General features: G+C 65.4%; 14 protein-coding genes. 6 read left to right on the forward strand and 8 right to left on the reverse strand.

Annotated elements, in window-relative coordinates:
• Window positions 1-59: 59 nt before the first annotated feature.
• The 7 genes from Q9293_RS18025 to Q9293_RS18055 all read right to left on the reverse strand — a co-directional run bounded on the left by Q9293_RS18025 (window position 60) and on the right by Q9293_RS18055 (window position 9,253).
• Window positions 60-2,234 carry an alpha-galactosidase gene (locus Q9293_RS18025; protein WP_306248914.1) on the reverse strand — a complete coding sequence of 725 codons (2,175 nt, stop codon included), beginning with the start codon at window positions 2,232-2,234 and terminating at the stop codon, window positions 60-62.
• A gap of 23 nt (window positions 2,235-2,257) precedes the next feature.
• Window positions 2,258-3,346, reverse strand: a complete 1,089-nt coding sequence (locus Q9293_RS18030; protein WP_372342169.1) for a UDP-glucose--hexose-1-phosphate uridylyltransferase — start codon at window positions 3,344-3,346, stop codon at window positions 2,258-2,260.
• Window positions 3,288-4,472, reverse strand: coding sequence for a galactokinase (gene galK, locus Q9293_RS18035; RefSeq protein ID WP_306248917.1), 1,185 nt, complete (start codon window positions 4,470-4,472; stop codon window positions 3,288-3,290). The genes Q9293_RS18030 and galK overlap by 59 nt, the downstream gene beginning before the upstream one ends.
• Window positions 4,469-4,687, reverse strand: coding sequence for a hypothetical protein (locus tag Q9293_RS18040; protein WP_306248919.1), 219 nt, complete (start codon window positions 4,685-4,687; stop codon window positions 4,469-4,471). The genes galK and Q9293_RS18040 overlap by 4 nt, the downstream gene beginning before the upstream one ends.
• Before the next feature lie 9 nt (window positions 4,688-4,696).
• A complete protein-coding gene (locus tag Q9293_RS18045; RefSeq protein ID WP_306248920.1) occupies window positions 4,697-6,439 on the reverse strand; it encodes a sodium:solute symporter family protein in 1,743 nt (580 codons plus the stop codon).
• A 15-nt stretch (window positions 6,440-6,454) separates the two neighbouring features.
• Window positions 6,455-7,396 carry a hypothetical protein gene (locus tag Q9293_RS18050; protein ID WP_306248922.1) on the reverse strand — a complete coding sequence of 314 codons (942 nt, stop codon included), beginning with the start codon at window positions 7,394-7,396 and terminating at the stop codon, window positions 6,455-6,457.
• Between the two features lie 96 nt (window positions 7,397-7,492).
• Window positions 7,493-9,253, reverse strand: a complete 1,761-nt coding sequence (locus tag Q9293_RS18055; RefSeq protein ID WP_306248924.1) for an amylo-alpha-1,6-glucosidase — start codon at window positions 9,251-9,253, stop codon at window positions 7,493-7,495.
• Between the two features lie 440 nt (window positions 9,254-9,693).
• On the opposite strand from Q9293_RS18055, the gene Q9293_RS18060 reads away from it, so the two are divergent.
• From Q9293_RS18060 to Q9293_RS18070, 3 genes are read left to right on the forward strand one after another with little or no spacing between them, the layout of a single operon-like run.
• Window positions 9,694-10,419 carry a hypothetical protein gene (locus tag Q9293_RS18060; RefSeq protein ID WP_306248926.1) on the forward strand — a complete coding sequence of 242 codons (726 nt, stop codon included), beginning with the start codon at window positions 9,694-9,696 and terminating at the stop codon, window positions 10,417-10,419.
• A 15-nt stretch (window positions 10,420-10,434) separates the two neighbouring features.
• Window positions 10,435-13,572 (forward strand): carboxypeptidase regulatory-like domain-containing protein, encoded by a 3,138-nt coding sequence (locus Q9293_RS18065; RefSeq protein ID WP_306248927.1) that lies wholly within the window; start codon window positions 10,435-10,437, stop codon window positions 13,570-13,572.
• A gap of 13 nt (window positions 13,573-13,585) precedes the next feature.
• Window positions 13,586-14,182 carry a hypothetical protein gene (locus Q9293_RS18070; protein WP_306248929.1) on the forward strand — a complete coding sequence of 199 codons (597 nt, stop codon included), beginning with the start codon at window positions 13,586-13,588 and terminating at the stop codon, window positions 14,180-14,182.
• On the opposite strand, the gene Q9293_RS18075 is transcribed toward Q9293_RS18070, so the two are convergent.
• The gene (locus Q9293_RS18075; protein WP_306248931.1) at window positions 14,179-14,883 is read right to left on the reverse strand and encodes a GntR family transcriptional regulator; all 705 of its coding nucleotides are present in this window, start codon (window positions 14,881-14,883) and stop codon (window positions 14,179-14,181) included. The genes Q9293_RS18070 and Q9293_RS18075 overlap by 4 nt on opposite strands.
• A gap of 214 nt (window positions 14,884-15,097) precedes the next feature.
• Here Q9293_RS18075 and Q9293_RS18080 point away from each other — a divergent pair, with 214 nt between their 5' ends.
• The 3 genes from Q9293_RS18080 to gcvPB are packed head-to-tail and all read left to right on the forward strand — an operon-like array spanning window position 15,098 to window position 18,900.
• Complete coding sequence (locus Q9293_RS18080) at window positions 15,098-15,889, forward strand: SDR family NAD(P)-dependent oxidoreductase (RefSeq protein WP_306248933.1); 792 nt, start codon at window positions 15,098-15,100, stop codon at window positions 15,887-15,889.
• A 34-nt stretch (window positions 15,890-15,923) separates the two neighbouring features.
• A complete protein-coding gene (gcvPA, locus tag Q9293_RS18085) occupies window positions 15,924-17,327 on the forward strand; it encodes an aminomethyl-transferring glycine dehydrogenase subunit GcvPA (RefSeq protein ID WP_306248935.1) in 1,404 nt (467 codons plus the stop codon).
• Window position 17,328: 1 nt separating this feature from the next.
• Window positions 17,329-18,900 (forward strand): aminomethyl-transferring glycine dehydrogenase subunit GcvPB, encoded by a 1,572-nt coding sequence (gene gcvPB, locus Q9293_RS18090; RefSeq protein WP_306248936.1) that lies wholly within the window; start codon window positions 17,329-17,331, stop codon window positions 18,898-18,900.
• Window position 18,901 lies beyond the last annotated feature (1 nt).

Consider the following 18,901-nt stretch of genomic DNA (forward strand, 5'->3'; position numbering starts at 1 on the left):
ATTCAATCTCGTCGTACTCGTCCTGCTTTCGGCATCAGGGCCGAAAGGTTCAGACTCCATCAATCCACCCGCACCAGCTCGAACACGGCGGAGTCGTACTCGTGGTCCAGCGTCAGGGGAAGCCCCAGCTGCATGAGGGTCTGGCCCGTGAAGGACTTCCCATCCCAGGAACTGTGTGATCGCTTAGGCAGGGAATTGAGTTCGCCGATCCGGTAGTGCGCCGCCGGATCCAGGCCCTGGAGCCGCAACTCCGTCAAGTCTTGGCCCTGGAGGTTGCGGAGGCAATAGCCAAACACCACGGCGCGGGATCGGTTCTCCGTCACGTGCATCAGTGCCGCGTAGGGTCCCTCGAAGGGAGAGAGCAGCCGGAAGAGATCCCCCTGTTGAACGACGGGTCGGATGCCCTTGTAGGCTGCCACCGCAGCTTTGCTGAAAGCCACATCTTCCGCGCTCATCTTGGCGGGATCCAGCTCAAAGCCCAGGCGGCCGCCCATGGCCACATCAAAGCGGAACTTCAGGGGCACCGTCCGGCCTGTCTGGTGATTCGGCACCACGGTCACATGGGAAGCCATGGCGTTGGCGGGATAAATGTGGCTGGCACTCCATTGGATGAACAGGCGTTCGAGCGCGTCGGTGTTGTCACTGGTCCAGAATTCATGCGCATAGGCCAGGTTCCCGTAGTCCATGCGGCCGCCTCCCGAGGCGCAGTCCTTGAACTGAACCCCCGGATGCTTGGCCTGGATGCGGCTCAGCACAGCGTACAAACCGCGGGTGTACTCCACCCAGAGATGACTCTGGTCCTTGGCCCCGAGGTAGGTCGATCCCAGGTTCAGGAAGTCGGCATTGGCATCCCACTTGATGTAGGCGATGCCAGGCGTGTCGCTCAGCAGCCTGTCCAGGAAGCCCACGATGAAATCCTGCACCTTGGGATTGCAGAGATCCAGCACCACCTGGGAGCCGCCCCGGCCCTTGTTGAGGGGCCGCCCATGGGTCTGTAGCACCCAATCCGGATGATCTTTCACCAACTGGCTTTCTGTGTTGGCCATCTCAGGCTCCACCCAAAGCCCGAACTTCAGGCCCCGCGCCTCGGCCTCCTTGGCCAGGAAGGCCAGCCCCCGTGGAAGCTTCTTGGCATTCACCTGCCAGTCACCCAGGCCCCGCTTGTCGTCATCGCGCGCAAAGGGCCCGTTGCCGAACCAGCCATCATCCAGCACGAACATCTCGCCGCCCATGGCCTTCACGCCATCCATCATCTTGAGCAGGCGTTCCTCGTTGAAGTTGAAGTAGGCTCCCTCCCAGCTGTTGAGAAGGATGGGCCGCAGGGCATGACCATCGCGCAGGCCAGAGGTCCGGGCCCACCGGTGCAGGTTGCGGCTGGCCTGACCCTTGCCGCAGGCGCTGTAGGTAAACAGGAAGTGTGGTGTCTCAAAGGGGATGCCCGGTTTCAGGTGGTATTGAAGGTTCGCGGCGTTGAGGCCCGCTTCCAGAGAGAGGCGGCCAGAGACCTCGCGGCGAAGGGTGATGTGCCAGGCACCGCTCCAGGCCAGGGCTCCCGCGATCACGCGGCCGCTGGTTTCCGAGGGGCGCCCGTCGAGCGACAGCATGAAGGAAGGGTTCGCCCCGAAGGCACCCCGCACGCCACCCCGATTCTCCAGGGTCACGCCGCGCTCAGTCCCTAGGGCCGTTTCAGAGCACTGGCCTTCGGAGGCCCAAGCCGAGGGGAAGGATGTGAGCCAGGCGGTGTCCGGCATGTGCTCGAAGAGCATCGCGGCCGAGTCGGCGCGATGCAGGGTGAGGGCGCCCTTCTCCTCATGGCGGATGCGAGTCCAGGTCTCAAAGGTGTCCGATTCCGCGTGTGTGCGAATGAACACGGTCAACTCAAAGGGATGAACCCGATCCTTGTAGGTCAGTGTTGTGAGGCTCTTGCCTGCGCCTTCTTGCGCCGAGGCCCTGCCCGTGCAGACGAGATCCAGCGTGGGGTCGCCGTCATCATGGGTGACCGCCAGTCCGCCGAAGGGATTCTTGTCCCCATAGGCCACATGGAAGGCGCCCTCACCCAGGGCCAGGGCGCTCAGATCCCCATCCGCGAGACGCGGGCCGAAGTAGCGGAGGCGGACTTGCTCATCCTGTTGCAGAAACAGCGTCGTGTGAGCGGTGTGGAGGGCCACGGGCTGCGGTTCACCGGCTCCGAGCAGGAGCGTGACCATCGCAATCGAGACGCAGCGCAGGGACATGGTGGATCCTTCCACAGGTGAGTTCAGCGGATCTGCTTGTAGTGGATCTCGGACATCTCGCGGAGCCGCGCTGCCGCCAGCTCCGGCGTGATGTCACGACCGGGCATGCCCAGCATTTCAAACCCGACCATGTACTTCCGCACCGTGGCGCTGCGCAGCAGGGGCGGGTAGAAGTGCATGTGCAGCAGCCACTCCTCGTGGGCCTCTCCATCGAAGGGCGCCTGGTGGAAGCCCATGCTGTAGGGGAAGCTGATCTCGAAGAGGTTGTCATAGCGGGTGGTGAGCCGCTTGATCAGGTCGGCCAGCAGGTGGCGATCCCGGGCGTCCAGATCGAGCAGGGTGCGCAGCGGCTTCCTCGGCAGCACCAGGGTCTCGAAGGGCCACTGGGCCCAGAAGGGCACCAGGGCCACAAAGCCCTCGTTCGCCACCACGATGCGCTCTCCCTGCCGCAGCTCCTCATCCAGAACATCCATCAGCAGCGGCCGTCCGTGCCTGGCGAAATGGGCGCGCTGCTGGAGCAGTTCCTTGGCCGATTCGTTGGGCAGGTGCTCCGTGGCCCAGATCTGGCTGTGCGGATGGGGGTTCGAGCAGCCCATGAGCTCGCCCTTGTTCTCGAAGACCTGCACGCACTGGATGTCGGGGCGAGCACCCAACTCGCGGCTTTCCGCCGTCCAGGCCTCCAGCACCGACTCCAACTCGGGCAGACTCATCTCGGGCAGGCTCAGGTCGTGACGCGGACTGAAGCAGAGCACCTTGCAGAGGCCGCTCACCGGTTCGGCCTGCAGCAGGCCCCCCGAGGACGAGGGCTGGGTGGCTTCCCCTTTGGGTGAAAGGGCCGCGAAATCATTATCAAAGACGAAGGTGCTTTCGTAGGGCGGGTTGCGATGGCCGCCAGCCCGGGCGTTGCCCGGACAGAGGTAGCAGCCCGGATCGTAAGGAGGGCGCAGGGCTTCTTCCACGCGCTCGACCTTGCCCTGCCAGGGCCGCTGGGTGCGATGCGGACTGACCAGGACATATTCCCCGGTCAGGAGGTTCAGACGCCGATGGGAACGATCAAACAAGGAGGGCTCCTGCTTCGACAATCTCAGTGCCACCCGTGAGGCGGCAGACATGAATGAGGGGTTCGCGCTTCAGGTCCTGCCGGTAGGCCTTGGCCATCTCGGCCTCGAAGCGCTCCAGCTCAGCCTCACGGACAAGGTTGATGGTGCAGCCGCCGAAACCGGCTCCCATCATGCGGCTGCCGAGCACGCCTGGAAGGGCCTGAGCCCGCTCAGCCAGCACATCCAGTTCCGGGCAGGACACTTCGTACCCATCGCGTAGGCCCGCATGGCTTTCGTTCATCCGCTGTCCGAAGGCTTCGTAATCCCCGCGGCTCAAGGAATCACAGGCGTCCAGCACCCGCTGGTTCTCTTTCACAATGTAGGCGCAGCGCTGGAAGACGCTGGGATCCATCTCATCCCGCTGAGTCTCCAGCAGATCGAGGCTGGCATCGCGCAGGCTCTGCACCTCGGGATGCCGGGCCTGAAGGTGGGCGACACCCGCCTCGCACTGGGCTCGCCGCGCGTTGTATTCGCCGCCTGCGGCCAGGGAACGGCGGACCCGCGTGTCGCAGAGAACCAGGACCAGTCCCGGATCCTCAAAGGGAATGAAGGCATGGCTGAGATCGCGGCAGTCCAGGCGGATCAGGCGCTGATCACGGCCCAAAACGGAAGCGAACTGATCCATGATGCCGCAGTTCACGCCCACGAAGCGGTTCTCCGCCCGCTGACCCAACTGCGCCAGTTCCAGACGGTCATAGCCCAGTTGGAAGAGCTCGTTGAGGCCGAAGGCGAAGCCGCATTCCAGGGCCGCCGAGGAGGACATGCCGCTGCCGATGGGCACATCCCCACCGAAGACGCAGTCCACGCCCCGGGGGAACCGTCCATCCGCCGCCATCTCCGAGTAAACCCCCAGCAGGTAGTTCGGCCAGCGCAGATCTGACGACGCCCGCTCGGAAGTGCGAACCTCGCACGAGGCGTTGAGATCCACCGCGTGGAAGCGGCAGAGGTCGTCAGTCCGGGGCCGCAGGGCCAGCCAGATGGCCTTGTCCACGGCGGCCGGCAGCACGAAGCCCAGGTTGAAGTCGGTGTGCTCCCCGATGAGGTTCACGCGACCCGGCCCCCGCACCACGAGCCCCGGCTCGCCGAAGGTGCCTTTGAACGCGCGACGGATGCGCTGGTACTGCTCTGCTCCGGTCACGGGCGACCTCCTGCGGAGGCGGCGCGCCGGGCCCGGAGCGCGAAGGTCAGCATGACGGCGCCGAAGGCCAGGATGACGAGGCCCCACCAGAGGTTCATGTTGAGGCCCAGGGAGGTGCGGTACAGCTCGGCGGGGGTCAGCAGCCCGAAGACGCTCAGCAGGAGGCCCAGCAGGCTGAAGAGCAGGCCGATGGGAAGACGCAGGTCGAAGGTCATGGCTGCCCCTCAGGCGAACAGGATGTTGAGAACGAGGGCCGCGGCGAGGATGAGGGCGCCCAGGTAGATGGGGCGCTGGTACCAGGGCAGGTGCCCCTCGTCATGACGCTCCGTGAGGCTGTAGACCAGGCCGCGCAGGTCGCCATCGCTCTTGGTGCGCGGGGTCAGCAGGCTGATCAGGATCGTCACCAGGAAGCAGGTACTCCAGGACCAGATGGCCGTCCAGAAGTTCTGGGCCATCTCGCTGGGGTAGACGTGCAGCACATGGCCCAGCCAGCCGCCCTTGAAGAGGCTCTCCGCCCCCACCGGGATACTGAGACCATGGTGCAGCGCCGCGGCTGCGGTGCCCGAGAGCAAACCGAAGAAGGCGCCATGGCCCGTGGTGCGCTTCCAGAACATGCCCAAGAGGAAGGTGGCGAACAACGGCGCGTTCACGAACGCGAAGATGAGCTGCAGCATGTCCATGATGTTGTTGAAGTGGACCGCCATGTAGGCCGTGAGGATCGAGAGCAGGATGCCGCCCACCGTGGCCATGCGGCCCATCCAGAGGTAGTGGCTGTCGCTCTTGTCCTTCGCAATGTGGCTCTGGTAGATGTCGTAGGTCCATACGGTGTTGAAGGCCGTGACATTGCCCGCCATGCCGCTCATGAAGGAGGCCATGAGCGCCGTGAGCCCCAGGCCCAGCAGGCCCGTGGGGAAGTAGTGCTTGAGCATGAGGGGGATGGTCATGTCGTAGTCGAAGGCGTTGCCCTTCACGGGCAGCGCGAAGCCGCTCTGGCCCGCCTTGTAGGTGAGGCCGATGGCGATCATGCCCGGCAGGATCACCAGGAAGGGGAAGAGCATCTTGGGCACGGCGGCGATGAGGGGCACCTTGCGGGCGGCCGTCTCGTTCTCGGCCACCATGGCGCGCTGCACCACGAGGAAGTCCGTGCACCAGTAGCCGAAGGAGAGCACGAAGCCCAGGCCCATGGCCATGCCGAACCACTCCACGCCCATGGGGTTGGCCCCCGGCGTGCCCATGTGCTTCCAGGCGCTCACCCAGGCACCGGGCGCGTAGGCCTGGCCCTGCAGGTTGTGGCTCTGACTGGCCACGAGGTGCAGGCGCTGCACCAGGCCCGACCAGCCGCCGCAGTCGCGCAGGCCCAGGAAGACCAGGGGCGCGAAGCCCAGCACGATGAGGAAGAACTGCATCACCTCGTTGTAGATGGCCGAGGTGAGCCCGCCCAGGAAGATGTAGGCCAGCACGATGGCGGCGCTGATCCAGAGGCTCATGTTGAAGTTCCAGCCCAGGAGCAGGTTCAGCAGCTTGGCCATGGCATACATCGAGATGCCGCTGGAGAAGACCGTCATGATGGCGAAGCTGAAGGCGTTGAAGGTGCGCGTCTTTTCATCGAAGCGCAGCTTCAGGTACTCCGGCACGCTGCGGGCCTTGGAGCCGTAGTAGAAGGGCATCATGAAGACGCCCACGAACACCATGGCCGGCACCGCCCCCACCCAGTAGAAGTGGGCGGTCATCATGCCGTATTTGGCGCCCGAGGCCGCCATGCCCATGACCTCCTGGGCACCCAGGTTGGCGCTGAGGAAGGCCAGGCCCGCGATCCAGGCCGGGATGGCGCGACCCGACAGGAAGAAATCCGTCGAGCTCTTCATGCCGCGCTTCAGCACCACGCCGATGCCCACCACGAAGGAAAAGTAGAGAACCAGGATCGTCCAGTCGACGGGGCCTAGATGGATGCTCGGGATGCTACTCATGGGGCCTCGCTAGGGTTAGGACCGTGAATGGAGGTGATGTGATCGGAGACGCAGGCTCCAGGCAGCTCGCCCTCCAGGCGGCAGCATGAGGCAGGTGCCCCCTTCCGCCGCCTCGTCCAGGCGGTCCGGCAGGCCCGTGCAGGGTTCCAAGGCCACCGTGAGGTGGCCGGGGCGGCCATCGTCGGGCCACCCCCCATAGCACAGCCAGAGGCCCAGATGGGGCAGCTCCGCCTGATTCCAGGTGAAGGTCAGCGCCTCTCCACTCTGAGGCTCGAGAATCCCGCAGGTGCCTTCCTGCACCCGCGGAAAGAAGACCTTCACGGCCCGGCCAAGGCTCCGGGGTTGAACCGTGGAGAAATCCACCCCGGGGAGCAACTCGGGCCATGGACGCGCCTCGCCGTGGCTTCCGAAGGCAGGGTCCGATGGCGCGTTCAGGAAGGCTGACCCTGGCGAGCCCGGCAGCCACAGCTTCATTCCCGGGCTCACCTTCAGCAGGGGATGAGCACTCCAGAGGTTCGGGAAGGGACGGTCCGCGCGGTTATCCAGGGTGTAGTCCAGGCAGAGGGTGTCGCCCTCCAGGGAAACCCGACGGCTGAAGGTGTAGGGCCAGGCTTGTCCGTCGATCCGCGCCAGCAGGCTTGCACCCTCTCGCGTCACCTCCCAGGGGCGGCTCCAGAGTTCCCCGTGATCGGGCCACTGGATGTCCATCCCCGGGGCCTTGCAGGCAGATACGGTGGGGAAGCAGTCATCAAAGCCCGAGGTGTCAAAGCGGCTGAAGTCATCGCCGCAGGTGGGCTGGAGGTAGACGCCACCTGGCAGCTGGCTGGGGATCAGCCAGTCCCGGCCCGTCCGGCGGTCGAGGAGGGAACACAGTTTCGCCCCCTGGCCCGGCCGCAACCGGACCGATAGCTGCTCGTTCTCGAGCGACAGGGTGTCAGTGAGCGCAGCAGGAGACATGTCCGGAACCTGGGGAAGGAACTGGACAGCAGCATAGGGTGCCTGGCGCCCCTGGCCCAGAAGGGCCCCGGTCAATTTTGTAAGAAATCAGGTCAATCACTTTGAAGCCGAAGGCCCCTGCAGATACTCATGCATGAGCAGCAGGTCAACAGCGGATGTCCACGCAAAGCCGCGACACCGAAGGCCCTGGCCCGAGAGCGAGTCGTAGTTTTCGTAGTGACCGCCCGCCCGGGCCACCATGTCGCAAAACCGCCTGGCAATGAGACGTGAGAGATCCGGTCGTCCACCCCGACGGAGGCCATCGGCCAGCAGGTAGGTGGTGGGCGCCCAGATCGGACCGCGCCAGTAGCCGTCGGAGCGGTAATGGGGACTCATGGGGTCTTCCGTGGCGAGGCCAAAGGGGGTGAGAAACCTGCCCTCCAGCTCCTTCGCCAGGGCATGGAACACGGCCTTGTCCAGGTGTTCCCCCAGCACCAGGGGCATGAGGTTGAGCAAAGAGGTCGGCTCGGGATCCACGGTCGCCTGTCCCACCCTTCGCACCACGAAATGCTGGCCATTCCAGAACTGGGTCATGAGCAGCTTCAGATGCCCCTCGGCCCGGCGATCCCAGTCCTCAGCCTCGGTGGGCCGTCCCAGCTCCCGGGCCACGCGGGCCAGAGCCTTCATCTGAAGCACGAGGTAGGCCTGAAGGTCCGGCGATTCATAGGCCGCCTTCTTGTCGCCGAGACCGCTGGCATTGTCCCAACCACTCTCCCAGCCGGAATGCTCCCCCGCGTACTCGGGGATGCCGTTGTGGTTGGCATCCCGGTGCTTGAACCAAAACTCCGTCCACTTCACCAACTTCGGGTACACCTGCTCCAGCTGCGCCCGGCTGAAGGGGTGCCAGTCCATGAGCTTCATGAGCGCCCAGCCGTGGATGGGCGGCTTGGTGACGCCCCGGTACATGACGTCCGGCGCGGTTTCATCGGGCAATTGCCCCCGCTCATCCGCGTTGAGGAAGGGCAGGAGGAACTGTTCCAACCCCGCGTCCAGATCCGTTCGCCCCAGCGCCAGGGCCGGGAAGCAGTGGTCCCAGGGCCATACCGCATTCATGTCGGCCTTGGCCACCAGCACCGCCCGGGTGGGGAAGTTCGTATCCGGCGGCGCATAGAGGCTCCACAGATTCCACCAGGCCCCTTCGGCCATGACCATCCGCTCTGCGGGAACGGCTGGCATCTTCGCCCGGAAGGCTTCCCAATCGCGCGTGATGGCGGCCATGTCCGCCGTGGGATCTGGTTCCAGTCGAGGCATGGAGGGGTTGGCCGCGCCCTGATGCATGCGCAGCGCCACCCGCAGCCGACCCTTCTCGGCCTTCAGCCGCCACGCCAGACCAGCCCGCTCGGCGTGGCCCTGAAGCACCTGGACATTCAGAGTCCAACCTTCGGCTGTGAGTGGAAACTGAGCCACTGATCCACTGGGCGGCCTCCCCAGATCCAGGCCGGCCTTCACACCGGTCAACGACACATCCATGCCCCAGGCCTCGATCACCGCATCGAAACGGCCCGTCAGGTAGACCTGGGCCCGAGGGGCGCCGCTCCCGCCGGCACTCACCTGCACATGGCTGGCGGTGGCTGTGATGGCCGCGGGGCGGAGGTTGCCCTCCACCAGGAAACCCAGATCCAGCCATGGCCCCTTTTCCTCCAGCATGCGGCTGAACACGTACCGCAAAGTGGCTGGTTGATCGGTGGGGTGCAGGGCGATCCAGGAATCGCGGCGACTGAAAAACGTGTGCCGCAGATCCACGGGAAATTCGGCCCCAACGCTGAGCGAACAAAGGCTGGCCAGGAGGACATTCCGCAAGGCTGTGACTGACCGCATGGTTCCCCCTGGCGATGCATGGGTGCTGACTTTTCGCGCGTTGCGGCCAGGCTGTTCAACGGGCATTCCGGGCCACTCCAGAACGATCATGCGCAGGGGCCCTTCAAAGCGGAATGGGTTGACCGAATCCCTTCCAAGATTGACCCGCAGCCTCCTGTCCCATGCGCACGGCGGACCTTATGCTCTCTCTGGAAATCCCCCAACCACCCAACCTGCTCATAGACCTGATCACCACCTCCCGTTTCTGACCGCTTCCTGAATCCGGACCGCTGCCGGTCCACACAACCCCTCCCATCCGCCCAGAGCAGCCCTCCGATGGGCTGGCCGCACGGCTGACACCCCGTGACGCCACGGGGTGGCCCCAGTTCTACCTCCTTGCCGATCGGAGCTCCGATGGCCTTCCCCCCCTCCCCCCAACCAACTTCTTGAAGGTGGCCCCCATGTTCCGACCCACCCTCCGGCTGGCCCTCGCCGCCAGCCTCTTCAGCCTTCCAGCCCTCGCGGCGGAATCGCCCATCCAGCTGGGCCTGGCCCTGCGCACCGGCTACAGCCTCACCAAGCAGGACAACCTCAACGCCAACCTCCTCGGCCTGGGCGTCTCCGGTGACTACGCCCTGGGGACCGATCTGGCCCTCCGGGGTGAGCTGGCCTATTTCTACACGCCAGGCCGCACCTATCGCGCCGACCTGCAGGCGCCCGCGACAGGCCAGACCGCGCCCGACCCCCTGCGCTCTGCGGATACGCGGAAGAACAAGCTGGAGGGTCTGGTGCTGCGGTTCAGCGCGATCCGTGCCATCCAATCCGGCTGGTCCCTGCAGGGGGGCCTGCAGGTCGGCAACAGCCGCTTCACCCAGGAATACGTGGGCAACACCATCAACAGCAGCCGCAGCTATCAGGACACCTACAACGGCGTGCCCACCAAATCGGCCCTGAGCCTGAGCCCCTTCGCCGGTCTCCAGTACGACGTGGACCGCGACGGGGCCCTGGAGCTGAACCTGATTGGCCAGTCTTACAAGGCCATTGATTTCCGCCACACCCCGGGAGCTCCCCTGGTGTCTGGCGATCCCGCCAAGTCGGGTTCTCACCTCGTCTACGCGGGCGACCACCTGGAGGAACAGTCCCGGATTCGCCTGGCCGTCGAGTTCAGCTACCGCTTCCGCTTCTGAGCCCAGGGAGAACCCATGTTGCGCAACCGTCTCTTCCCCATCTCCAGCAGCGTCCTCTTTCTGCTGGTGGGTTCCAGCCTCCAGGCCCAGGAAAGCGGCATCCTCCACGGCGTCGTCAAGGGCCCTGATGGCCAGGCCATCCCAGAGGCCAGGATCACCCTCGAATCCCCGGCCCTCTTCAGTCCTCGCGTACTCTTCACCAACCGGAATGGTGAGTGGCGGGCCCCGCTGCTGCCCATCGGCAGTTTCAAGGTAACGGTCACCAAGGAGGGTTTCGACTCCACCTACCGCAGCGACATCCGGGTGGGCATCGGCAGCAACGTCCGCATCGACCTGGCCCTGGCGCCCATCAAATCCGCCGTGGTCGAAGTGATCGGCACCCACAACGCCGTCATCGACAAGACCCAGGTCAACTCCGGGGCCAACTTCTCGGCCGAGGCCATGGGCGAGCTGCCCCTGGTGGACCGGAATTTCTACGGCGCCCTGGACATGACGGCCGGCACCTCATCCAGCATCGACGGCTCGTACATCATCCGCGGCGGCGCCGCCACCTACACCAACTTCCGCGTGAACGGCGCGGAGGTGAAGGACGACTACGCCAACGGCCTGGGCGCCACCTGGGCCATCGACGACAACATCGAGGATGCCCAGGTGGTTACCTCCCAGGTGAACGTGCGCTTCGGGCGCGCTTTGGGCGGCGCCGTGAACATTGTCACCAAGAGCGGCAGCAACACCTTCGAGGGCTCGCTGCGCGTCAAGCTCTCCCGCGACGACTGGAAAGCCCGCACCCCCGACACCACCGCCGATGCCAAGTGGTCCGACACCCTCAACCGCGAGTACGACGTCACCCTGCGCGGCCCCATCCTCAAGGACCGCCTCTGGTTCGCGGTGGGCACCATCCTCAAGCCCAACCAGGCCTGGAGCAACAGCCTCGGCCTCTTCCCAGCTGAAGCCAACGCCCCCATGCAGACCGGCGTTGCGGGCGTCGATGCCTTGTTGAATGCGGGCCCCGGCAATGGCTACCAGATCGCGGCCTTCGATAACGGAAAGTACTACACCGAAAAGTTCGATTCCCACTACTACGAGGGCAAACTCACGGGCGCCCTCACGAACGATCACATCGTGGAGTTGAGCTTCGTGGACCAGAAGCAGGTCTACTCCAACGATGACGCCTCGGGGCAGGCCCTGAGTCTGGCCTCCCTGGGCAGCCGCTACAACAAGTACCAAATGGCAGGCCTCAACTACAAGGGCATCCTCAGCTCCATGGCCTTCCTGGAAGCCCGGTACACCACCAGCAAGACCACCTGGGGCCAGGACACGGGCGATCCGGCCTATGGCGGCCAGGAAGGTGTTTACGTCCAAGTGGGCCAGGCGGGTTCCCCGGACAACGGCCTGCAGGGTTTCGGCCTGCCCTTCGGCTTCGCGCTCGGGGCCACCCCGGAAGTGCATGGCAATGTCAGCGCGGCCCTGAACCTCAACCTGGCCCCCCAGGCCGCCGGTTCCCACGACATCGACATGGGCTTCGAATATTTTGACAGCTACACCGACAACGGCGAGGACTGGGGCAAGCGCAGCCTTCGCTTCGATGTGGGCGGCGCCTACTACAACCCCCAAACCCGGGGCTACCTCTTCCCCACGGTCAACTACCCGAACAATCCCTCGGACTACTACGTCTACCATTCCCCCGATGACGGCCACAGCTACGGTGCCGCACCCTTCGTGCGTCAGGCGCTGGGTCCCAAGGGCCGGGCCCACTGCAGCCAGCTGGGCTGGTACCTCAACGAGACCTGGACCCTCAATCCCAACTTCATGATGGGGTCGGGCCTCCGCATCGACACCAACACCGCCAAGGATGTGGACGGCCGAACGATGGCGAAGTCCACGGATCCGACCTATTCCTTCATCTTCCGCTGGGATCCCAAGGGCGACAGCACCCACCTGGTGACCTTCACCGCCGCCAACAACGCGGGCAACTTCAACCAGGCCCTCTTCGGCCAGTTCACCGCCAAGAAGACCACCGTCGAGGTAGATCGCGGCTGGGGTTCCAATGCGGCGGATCTCGGAGCCGGAACGCCAGGCCAGGTGGTGCGGTTCGTGGACTACCAGACGCTGGTGGACCTGAAGAACTACAACCGGGTGGTGTCGTTCGTGGATCAGTCCACCCGCAACGTCCTGGCCTCGGATCTGCGTCCCCCTCGCACCCAGGAATTCACCCTGGGCTACAAGCGCGGCTACACCGACCAGTCCCGCGTCGGCATCACGTTCGTCTACCGCAAGTGGCTGGACATGTGGGCCCAGCGCTGGGATTTCGCCGATCCCTACGTCATCACCGTGCAGGACCCTTCGCATTCCGGCCTGCCCGCCATGCAGGACATCACGCGGCGCTACGACAACAGCAACGACCTCACCCGCGAATACAAGGCCGTCGAAGTGGAGTTCGTCAAGAATTTCGGGCCCCGCTGGAGCGTGCAGGGCAACTACACCTACAGCCGACTCACCGGCAACAACGATGATGGCGACATCGCCTGGGGCGGGTGGCGCAACAACGACCCCACCATGGGCACGATCATGTGGAATCCCATCGTGCTCAAGAACATGGGCCTGAGCCCCTCGGACTACGGCGCCTCCGGCCTGCTCGCCAACAACCAGAGCCAGAAGGCCCGCCTGGCCCTGCTCCACGTCCTGCCGCTCGGAAAGAACGGCCGCATGACCCTCGCCCTCATGGCCAGCTATGACAGCGGCAAGCCCTGGAGCGCCCGGAACTATGCCGCCATCGACCAGAGCAAGTGGGGCGTGGACCTGAACGCGAAGTACCCCAGCCTCGGCGTGTCCCCCGATGCGGTCTACCGCCAGTACTACTCGGCCCTGGGCGCCTACTCCTACAACGACACCTACAACGTGGATTTCAAGGCCACCTGGGATGTGCCCTTGAGCTTCACCAATGTCCACTTCATCGGCGACGCCAGCGTTTCCAATGTCTTCAACGTGACCATGCCCGCTTCCACCTACGGCAGCTTCACCAACGACTCGTCCAACGGGCGCACCCAGCTCTTCATGAAGAACCCGGCCTACTGGGGCACCTCCCACGTCACCGGCTCCTCCTACTACACCGCCGGCCGCTCGGCGAAGTTCAGCTGCGGCTTCCGCTTCTAGAGAGGACTTGACCATGTTCCGAACTTTCCGTCCCTCACTCCTCGCCCTCACGGCCGGATGCCTGCCCATCTTCGCCCAGGAAGCTGGCGCCTTTTCGGCCTCCCTGAACCTGGCCAATGGCACTGCTGCCCTGAAGGAGGTCACAGGTGCCAGCACCGGCTTCACCCTGGATGGGGCCTGGGATTCCCCGGCTCAGGCCCTGCCTTTCCGGGTGGGCCTCTCGGTATCGACGTTTTCGGACGGCACCCACACTCGCGGCCTGGGGTTGGATGCCAACGGAGATCCCCAGGCCGATCTCACGCTCAAGGGCCCGGCCCTCACCACATACCAAGCCTACGGGGCCATGCGGTTTGATCTGGCCAAGGACCTCCGCCTGTACTTCGGGCTTTCGGCCAACCGCCACCACCTCGCCTCGGACCTCCTGGACCAAGGGGGAGGTCAGTACGTGCGCGGCACCAAGATTGGCACCCGAGCCGATCTGGAATACCGAGCCACGCCCCACCTTTCCGTGGTGGGCGCCTTCCAGTGGGTGGAGCTGGGGCCCGGGCCCTCGGGCAGCCAGTTCCTGAACCCCAGCTGGTTCCAGGCCGGGATTCGGTACGCGTTCTAGATCACGCCAACCACGGACCGCGTGAAACTTTCGAGGAAGTCCAGCAGGGCGTCAGAGGCACGCCCTGCGGCTTCCTCGTCGCCGTCAGCCACGGCCTCCATGAGGCGGGCGTGCTTCTCCGCCGATTGGAGCAGGTCCGCCGGGCGGCTGTACGAGCACCAGATGCGCCGGCAATGGGAATAGAGTGGGGACAGGGCGTCCACGGCGAAGGGATTGTGGGCCGCGGCAGTGACGATCTGATCGCAGGCGTGATCGCACAGCAGGTAGGCGTGTTTGTCGCCCTTCTTCGCGGCGTCCAGCATGCCCTTGGCGGCCTTCCGTAAGGCGGTGCGCTGCGGCTCCGTGGCCCAGCGCGCCGCCTTGGTGGCCAGCAGGCGGTCGAGGGGCCGCATCACTTCCAACAGCGCGAAGTGTTCGGCCACATTCATCTCGCGCACCAATAATCCACGGCGGGGCACGCTGGTGACCAGCCGCTGGATCTCCAACCGCTTGAGGGCCTCGCGGATGGGCGTGCGCCCGATGCCCATGAGGGCGCTGAGGCTGGCCTCCGAGAGCACCGAGCCCGGCGCCAGCTCCAGGGTGACGATCATCTCTTCAAGTTGCTGGTAGGCCCGCTCCGCCAGACTCTGGGGGCCTTCAGCGGGCGGAGTGACGGCCAGGCGGGTGCGGCTGGGCGAGGGAGTCTTGGGCTTTGCAGGCATGGGGGCATCTCGGTGCAGGGCTCTTTGGCGAGCACTGGCATACAAGGGTATATCACGCAACTCCTCCATCATTTCCAATTGACGGAAGGCTTTTTAGTCAAGCCATAGACACCTCAAAAAATACTTTTGACCCGTTGAGAGATACTGGTATACCAGTGACACGACATTGATACTTCAGATATCCCCCGCCCCGTTTCCAACCTTTGAGGTTCCCATGGCGCTTTCTCCTGCCCTCTCCGACCTGCTCTCTCTGGAAGGCCAGGTGGCCCTGGTCACGGGCGCCGCCTCGGGCATCGGCCGCGGCACGGCCCTGCGCCTGGCCGAGGCCGGGGCGGCTGTGCTCGTGCTGGACATCAATGAAGCGGGCGGGCAGGAGACCGCGCGCCTCATCGAGGCCGCCGGGGGACGCGCCGCCTTCCAGCGCTGCGATGTGCGCCAGGAGGCCGACTGCAAGGCGGCGGCCGAGGCCGCCATGGCCCGCTTCGGCCGCATCGACATCCTGTTCAACAATGCGGGCATCGCCATCCGCAAGAACGCCCTCGACCTGCTTGAATCGGAATGGGATCTGGCCCTGGGCGTGATGCTCAAGGGCGTCTACCTGCTCACGCGCCAGGTGGTGCCCTTCATGATTCAGGGCGGGCGCGGCGGCAGCATCATCAACACCGGCTCGGGCTGGGCCCTCAAGGGTGGCCCCGATGCCCTCTCCTACTGCGCGGCCAAGGGCGGCGTGTGGAACATGACCCGCGCCATGGCCATCGACTTCGGCAGGCACCGCATCCGCGTGAACGCCGTCTGCCCCGGCGACATCGACACGCCCATGCTGCGCAGCGAGTGCGCCCAGCTGGGCGGGGATGAAGCGCGTTTCATGGAAGAGGCCGCCGCCCGTCCCCTGCACCGCGTGGGCACCCCGCAGGATGTGGCCAACACGGTGCTCTTCCTCGCCTCGGGCTTGTCCGCCTGGGTGACAGGCACGCATGTCGTCGTCGACGGCGGCGGCATCGCCTAGGCCCTCCCATCCGATCCTCTTCACGGAGTCATTCATGACCGTCCCGGCCCGGCGGGCCCATCCCTACATCCCCAATTCCGAACCCGGCGTGAAGGCCGCCATGCTCGCGGCCGTGGGCGCCGCAAGCATGGACGAGCTCTACGGCGACATCCCCGAGGCCCTGCGCTTCCGCGGCGCCCTGAACCTGCCCGAGGCCATCCCCGCCGAGGCCCAGCTCAAGCGCACCGTTGAGCGCCTCCTGGCGAAGAACACCTCCTGCGAGGAGGCCACCAGCTTCCTGGGGGCCGGCTGCTACAACCACTACGTGCCCGCCATCTGCGATGAGATCACCCGCCGCGCGGAATTCCTCACGGCCTACGCCGGCGAGCCCTACGAGGACTTCGGCCGCTTCCAGACCCTCTGGGAGTACGAAAGCCTCATGGCCGAACTGCTGGACATGGACATCTGCAACGTCCCCACCTTCGACTGGTTCCAGGCCGCGGCGACTTCTCTGCGCATGGCGGGCCGCTACACCAGCCGCCCGGTGGCCCTGGTGGCGGGCCACATCAGTCCCGATCGCCTCGCCGCCATCCGCAACTACTGCGAGCCCGTGATGCGGCTCGAACTGCTGGCCTGGGACCCGAAGACCGGCCAGCTGGATCTGGCGGACCTGAAGGCCAAGCTGGGCGATCAGGTCGCCGCCGTCTACTTCGAGAACCCGGGCTACCTGGGTTGTCTGGAGACTCAAGGCCAGGCCATCGCCGACCTGGCCCACGGGAACGGCAGCCTGCTGGTGGTGGGCACCGATCCCAACGCCCTGGGCCTCCTTGCCCCGCCCAGCCACTTCGGCGCCGACATCGTCTGCGGCGACATCCACACCCTGGGCAACCACATGCACTTCGGCGGCGGCATGGGCGGCTTCATCGCCACCCGCGACGAGGAGAAGCTGGTCATGGAATACCCCAGCCGCCTCTTCGGCATCAGCACCACCGATGTTCCCGGCGAGTACGGCTTCGGTGACGTGGCCTATGACCGCACCTCCTTCGCCCACCGCGAGCAGGGCAAGGAGTTCGTGGGCACGGCCTCAGCCCTGCACGGCATCGCCGCGGCGGTCTACCTCTCCCTCATGGGCCCCGTGGGCATGAAGGAGCTGGGTCTGCATATCCTGCAGAAGGCCCAGTACCTGGCCCAGGAACTGAGCAAGCTCCCCGGCGTGAAGGCGCCGGCCTTCGAGGCCCCCTTCTACAAAGAGCTAGTGGTCGATTTCACCGCCACGGGCCGCAGCGTCGCCGACATCAACGAGTCCTTGTTGAAGGCGAACATTTTTGGCGGCAAGGATCTCTCCGCCGAGTTCCCGGCCCTGGGCCAGAGCGCCCTCTGGGCCGTCACCGAGCTGGTGAGCCAGGAGGAGATCGACCTCACCATCGCCACGCTCCGCGCGTTCCTGGGAGGGAACTGACATGGCCAGCCAGCATCCCTTGAAGCGCCCTCTCAAAGTCCGCACGGCCTTCCACCAGGCCAAGTGGGATGAAGAACTGATCTTCGAGCTGCACAAGCCGGGCGAGGTCGGCGTGGCCGTGGCCCCCGTGGAGGGCGGCATCGCCAGCGCCGTCCCGGGCACCGCGGCCCTGCCCGCGCACCTGATCCGAACCAGCGCCCCGGCCCTGCCGGAGGTGGGCCAGATGCGCGTGCTCAAGCACTTCCTCCGCCTCTCCCAGCAGACCCTGGGCGCCGACTTCACCATCGACATCGGCCAGGGCACCTGCACCATGAAGTACAGCCCCAAGATCAACGACGTGCTGGCCGCCAGCCCCAAGATGGCGCGCCTGCATCCCCTGCAGGATGAGCGCACCGTGCAGGGCATCCTGCAGATCATGTACGAGCTGGATGTCTACCTGCGCGAGATCTCGGGCCTGGATGCGTTCAGCATGCAGCCCGCCTCGGGATCCGCCGCCATCCTGGGCATGGTCTCCGTCATCCAGGCCTACCACGCTTCCCGGGGTGAAACCCACCGCGACGAGATCATCACCACCATCTTCAGCCACCCCTCGGATGCCGCCGCCGCCGCCGTGAAAGGCTACAAGGTCATCACCCTCATGCAGGGCGAGGACGGCCTGCCCACGGTGGAGGACCTGCAGAAGGTGGTGGGCCCCCGCACCGCGGGCCTGCTCATCACCAATCCGGAGGACACCGGCATCTTCAACCCGCAGATCCGCGAGTTCACCCGACTCGTCCACGAGGCCGGGGGCCTCTGCGGCTACGATCAGGCCAACCTCAACGGCATCATGGGCATCACCCGGGCCAAGGAAGCCGGCTTCGACCTCTGCTTCTTCAACCTGCACAAGACCTTCAGCACGCCCCATGGCTGCGGTGGCCCCGCCGGTGGCGCCCTGGGCGTGGTGCAGAAGCTCCGCGCCTTCCTGCCCAAGCCTCTGGTTGTCAAGGACGGCGATCGCTACCGTCTGGACTTCGACCTCGCCCACTCCATCGGCAAGCTGCGCGCCTTCTGGGGCACGGCCCAGGTGCAGCTGCGCGCCTATGCCTGGATCCGCGCTCTGGGCGCCGAGGGCCTCAAAGAGGCCGCCGAGATCGCCGTGCTGAACAACAACTACCTGCTGAAGCAGATCACCCGCATCAGAGGCGCCTCGGCCCCCTACGCGGTGGGGCGCCGCCGCATCGAGCAGGTGCGCTACAGCTGGGAGCAGCTCCACCGGGAGACGGGCGTGAGCACCGAGGACATCGCCGTGCGCATGGCCGACTTCGGCATGCACCTCTGGAGCAGCCACCACCCCTTCATCGTGCCCCAGCCCTTCACCATCGAACCCACCGAGTCCTATTCCCGGGAGGAGCTGGACGAGTACGTGGGCGTACTGGAGCAGATCTCCAAAGAGGCCTACAGCGAACCGGCTACCGTGAAGACAGCGCCCCACCGGAGCGTCTGCCACCACATCCATCATGATGACTTCGACGACCCCAAGCGCTGGGCCATCACCTGGCGCCTCTACCAGCGGAAGCACCTCGCCAAGGCCTGAC

It is taken from the genome of Geothrix sp. PMB-07 (assembly GCF_030758935.1).
GTDB lineage: Bacteria > Acidobacteriota > Holophagae > Holophagales > Holophagaceae > Geothrix.

Excerpts from the sequence above, each read along its gene's own strand:
- Q9293_RS18025 (WP_306248914.1), bottom strand. The coding sequence starts at position 2,234 with ATGTCCCTGCGCTGCGTCTCGATTGCGATGGTCACGCTCCTGCTCGGA.
- Q9293_RS18030 (WP_372342169.1), bottom strand. The coding sequence starts at position 3,346 with ATGTCTGCCGCCTCACGGGTGGCACTGAGATTGTCGAAGCAGGAGCCC.
- Q9293_RS18040 (WP_306248919.1), bottom strand. The coding sequence starts at position 4,687 with ATGACCTTCGACCTGCGTCTTCCCATCGGCCTGCTCTTCAGCCTGCTG.
- Q9293_RS18045 (WP_306248920.1), bottom strand. The coding sequence starts at position 6,439 with ATGAGTAGCATCCCGAGCATCCATCTAGGCCCCGTCGACTGGACGATC.
- Q9293_RS18050 (WP_306248922.1), bottom strand. The coding sequence starts at position 7,396 with ATGTCTCCTGCTGCGCTCACTGACACCCTGTCGCTCGAGAACGAGCAG.
- Q9293_RS18055 (WP_306248924.1), bottom strand. The coding sequence starts at position 9,253 with ATGCGGTCAGTCACAGCCTTGCGGAATGTCCTCCTGGCCAGCCTTTGT.
- Q9293_RS18060 (WP_306248926.1), top strand. The coding sequence starts at position 9,694 with ATGTTCCGACCCACCCTCCGGCTGGCCCTCGCCGCCAGCCTCTTCAGC.
- Q9293_RS18065 (WP_306248927.1), top strand. The coding sequence starts at position 10,435 with ATGTTGCGCAACCGTCTCTTCCCCATCTCCAGCAGCGTCCTCTTTCTG.
- Q9293_RS18070 (WP_306248929.1), top strand. The coding sequence starts at position 13,586 with ATGTTCCGAACTTTCCGTCCCTCACTCCTCGCCCTCACGGCCGGATGC.
- Q9293_RS18075 (WP_306248931.1), bottom strand. The coding sequence starts at position 14,883 with ATGCCTGCAAAGCCCAAGACTCCCTCGCCCAGCCGCACCCGCCTGGCC.
- Q9293_RS18080 (WP_306248933.1), top strand. The coding sequence starts at position 15,098 with ATGGCGCTTTCTCCTGCCCTCTCCGACCTGCTCTCTCTGGAAGGCCAG.
- gcvPA (WP_306248935.1), top strand. The coding sequence starts at position 15,924 with ATGACCGTCCCGGCCCGGCGGGCCCATCCCTACATCCCCAATTCCGAA.
- gcvPB (WP_306248936.1), top strand. The coding sequence starts at position 17,329 with ATGGCCAGCCAGCATCCCTTGAAGCGCCCTCTCAAAGTCCGCACGGCC.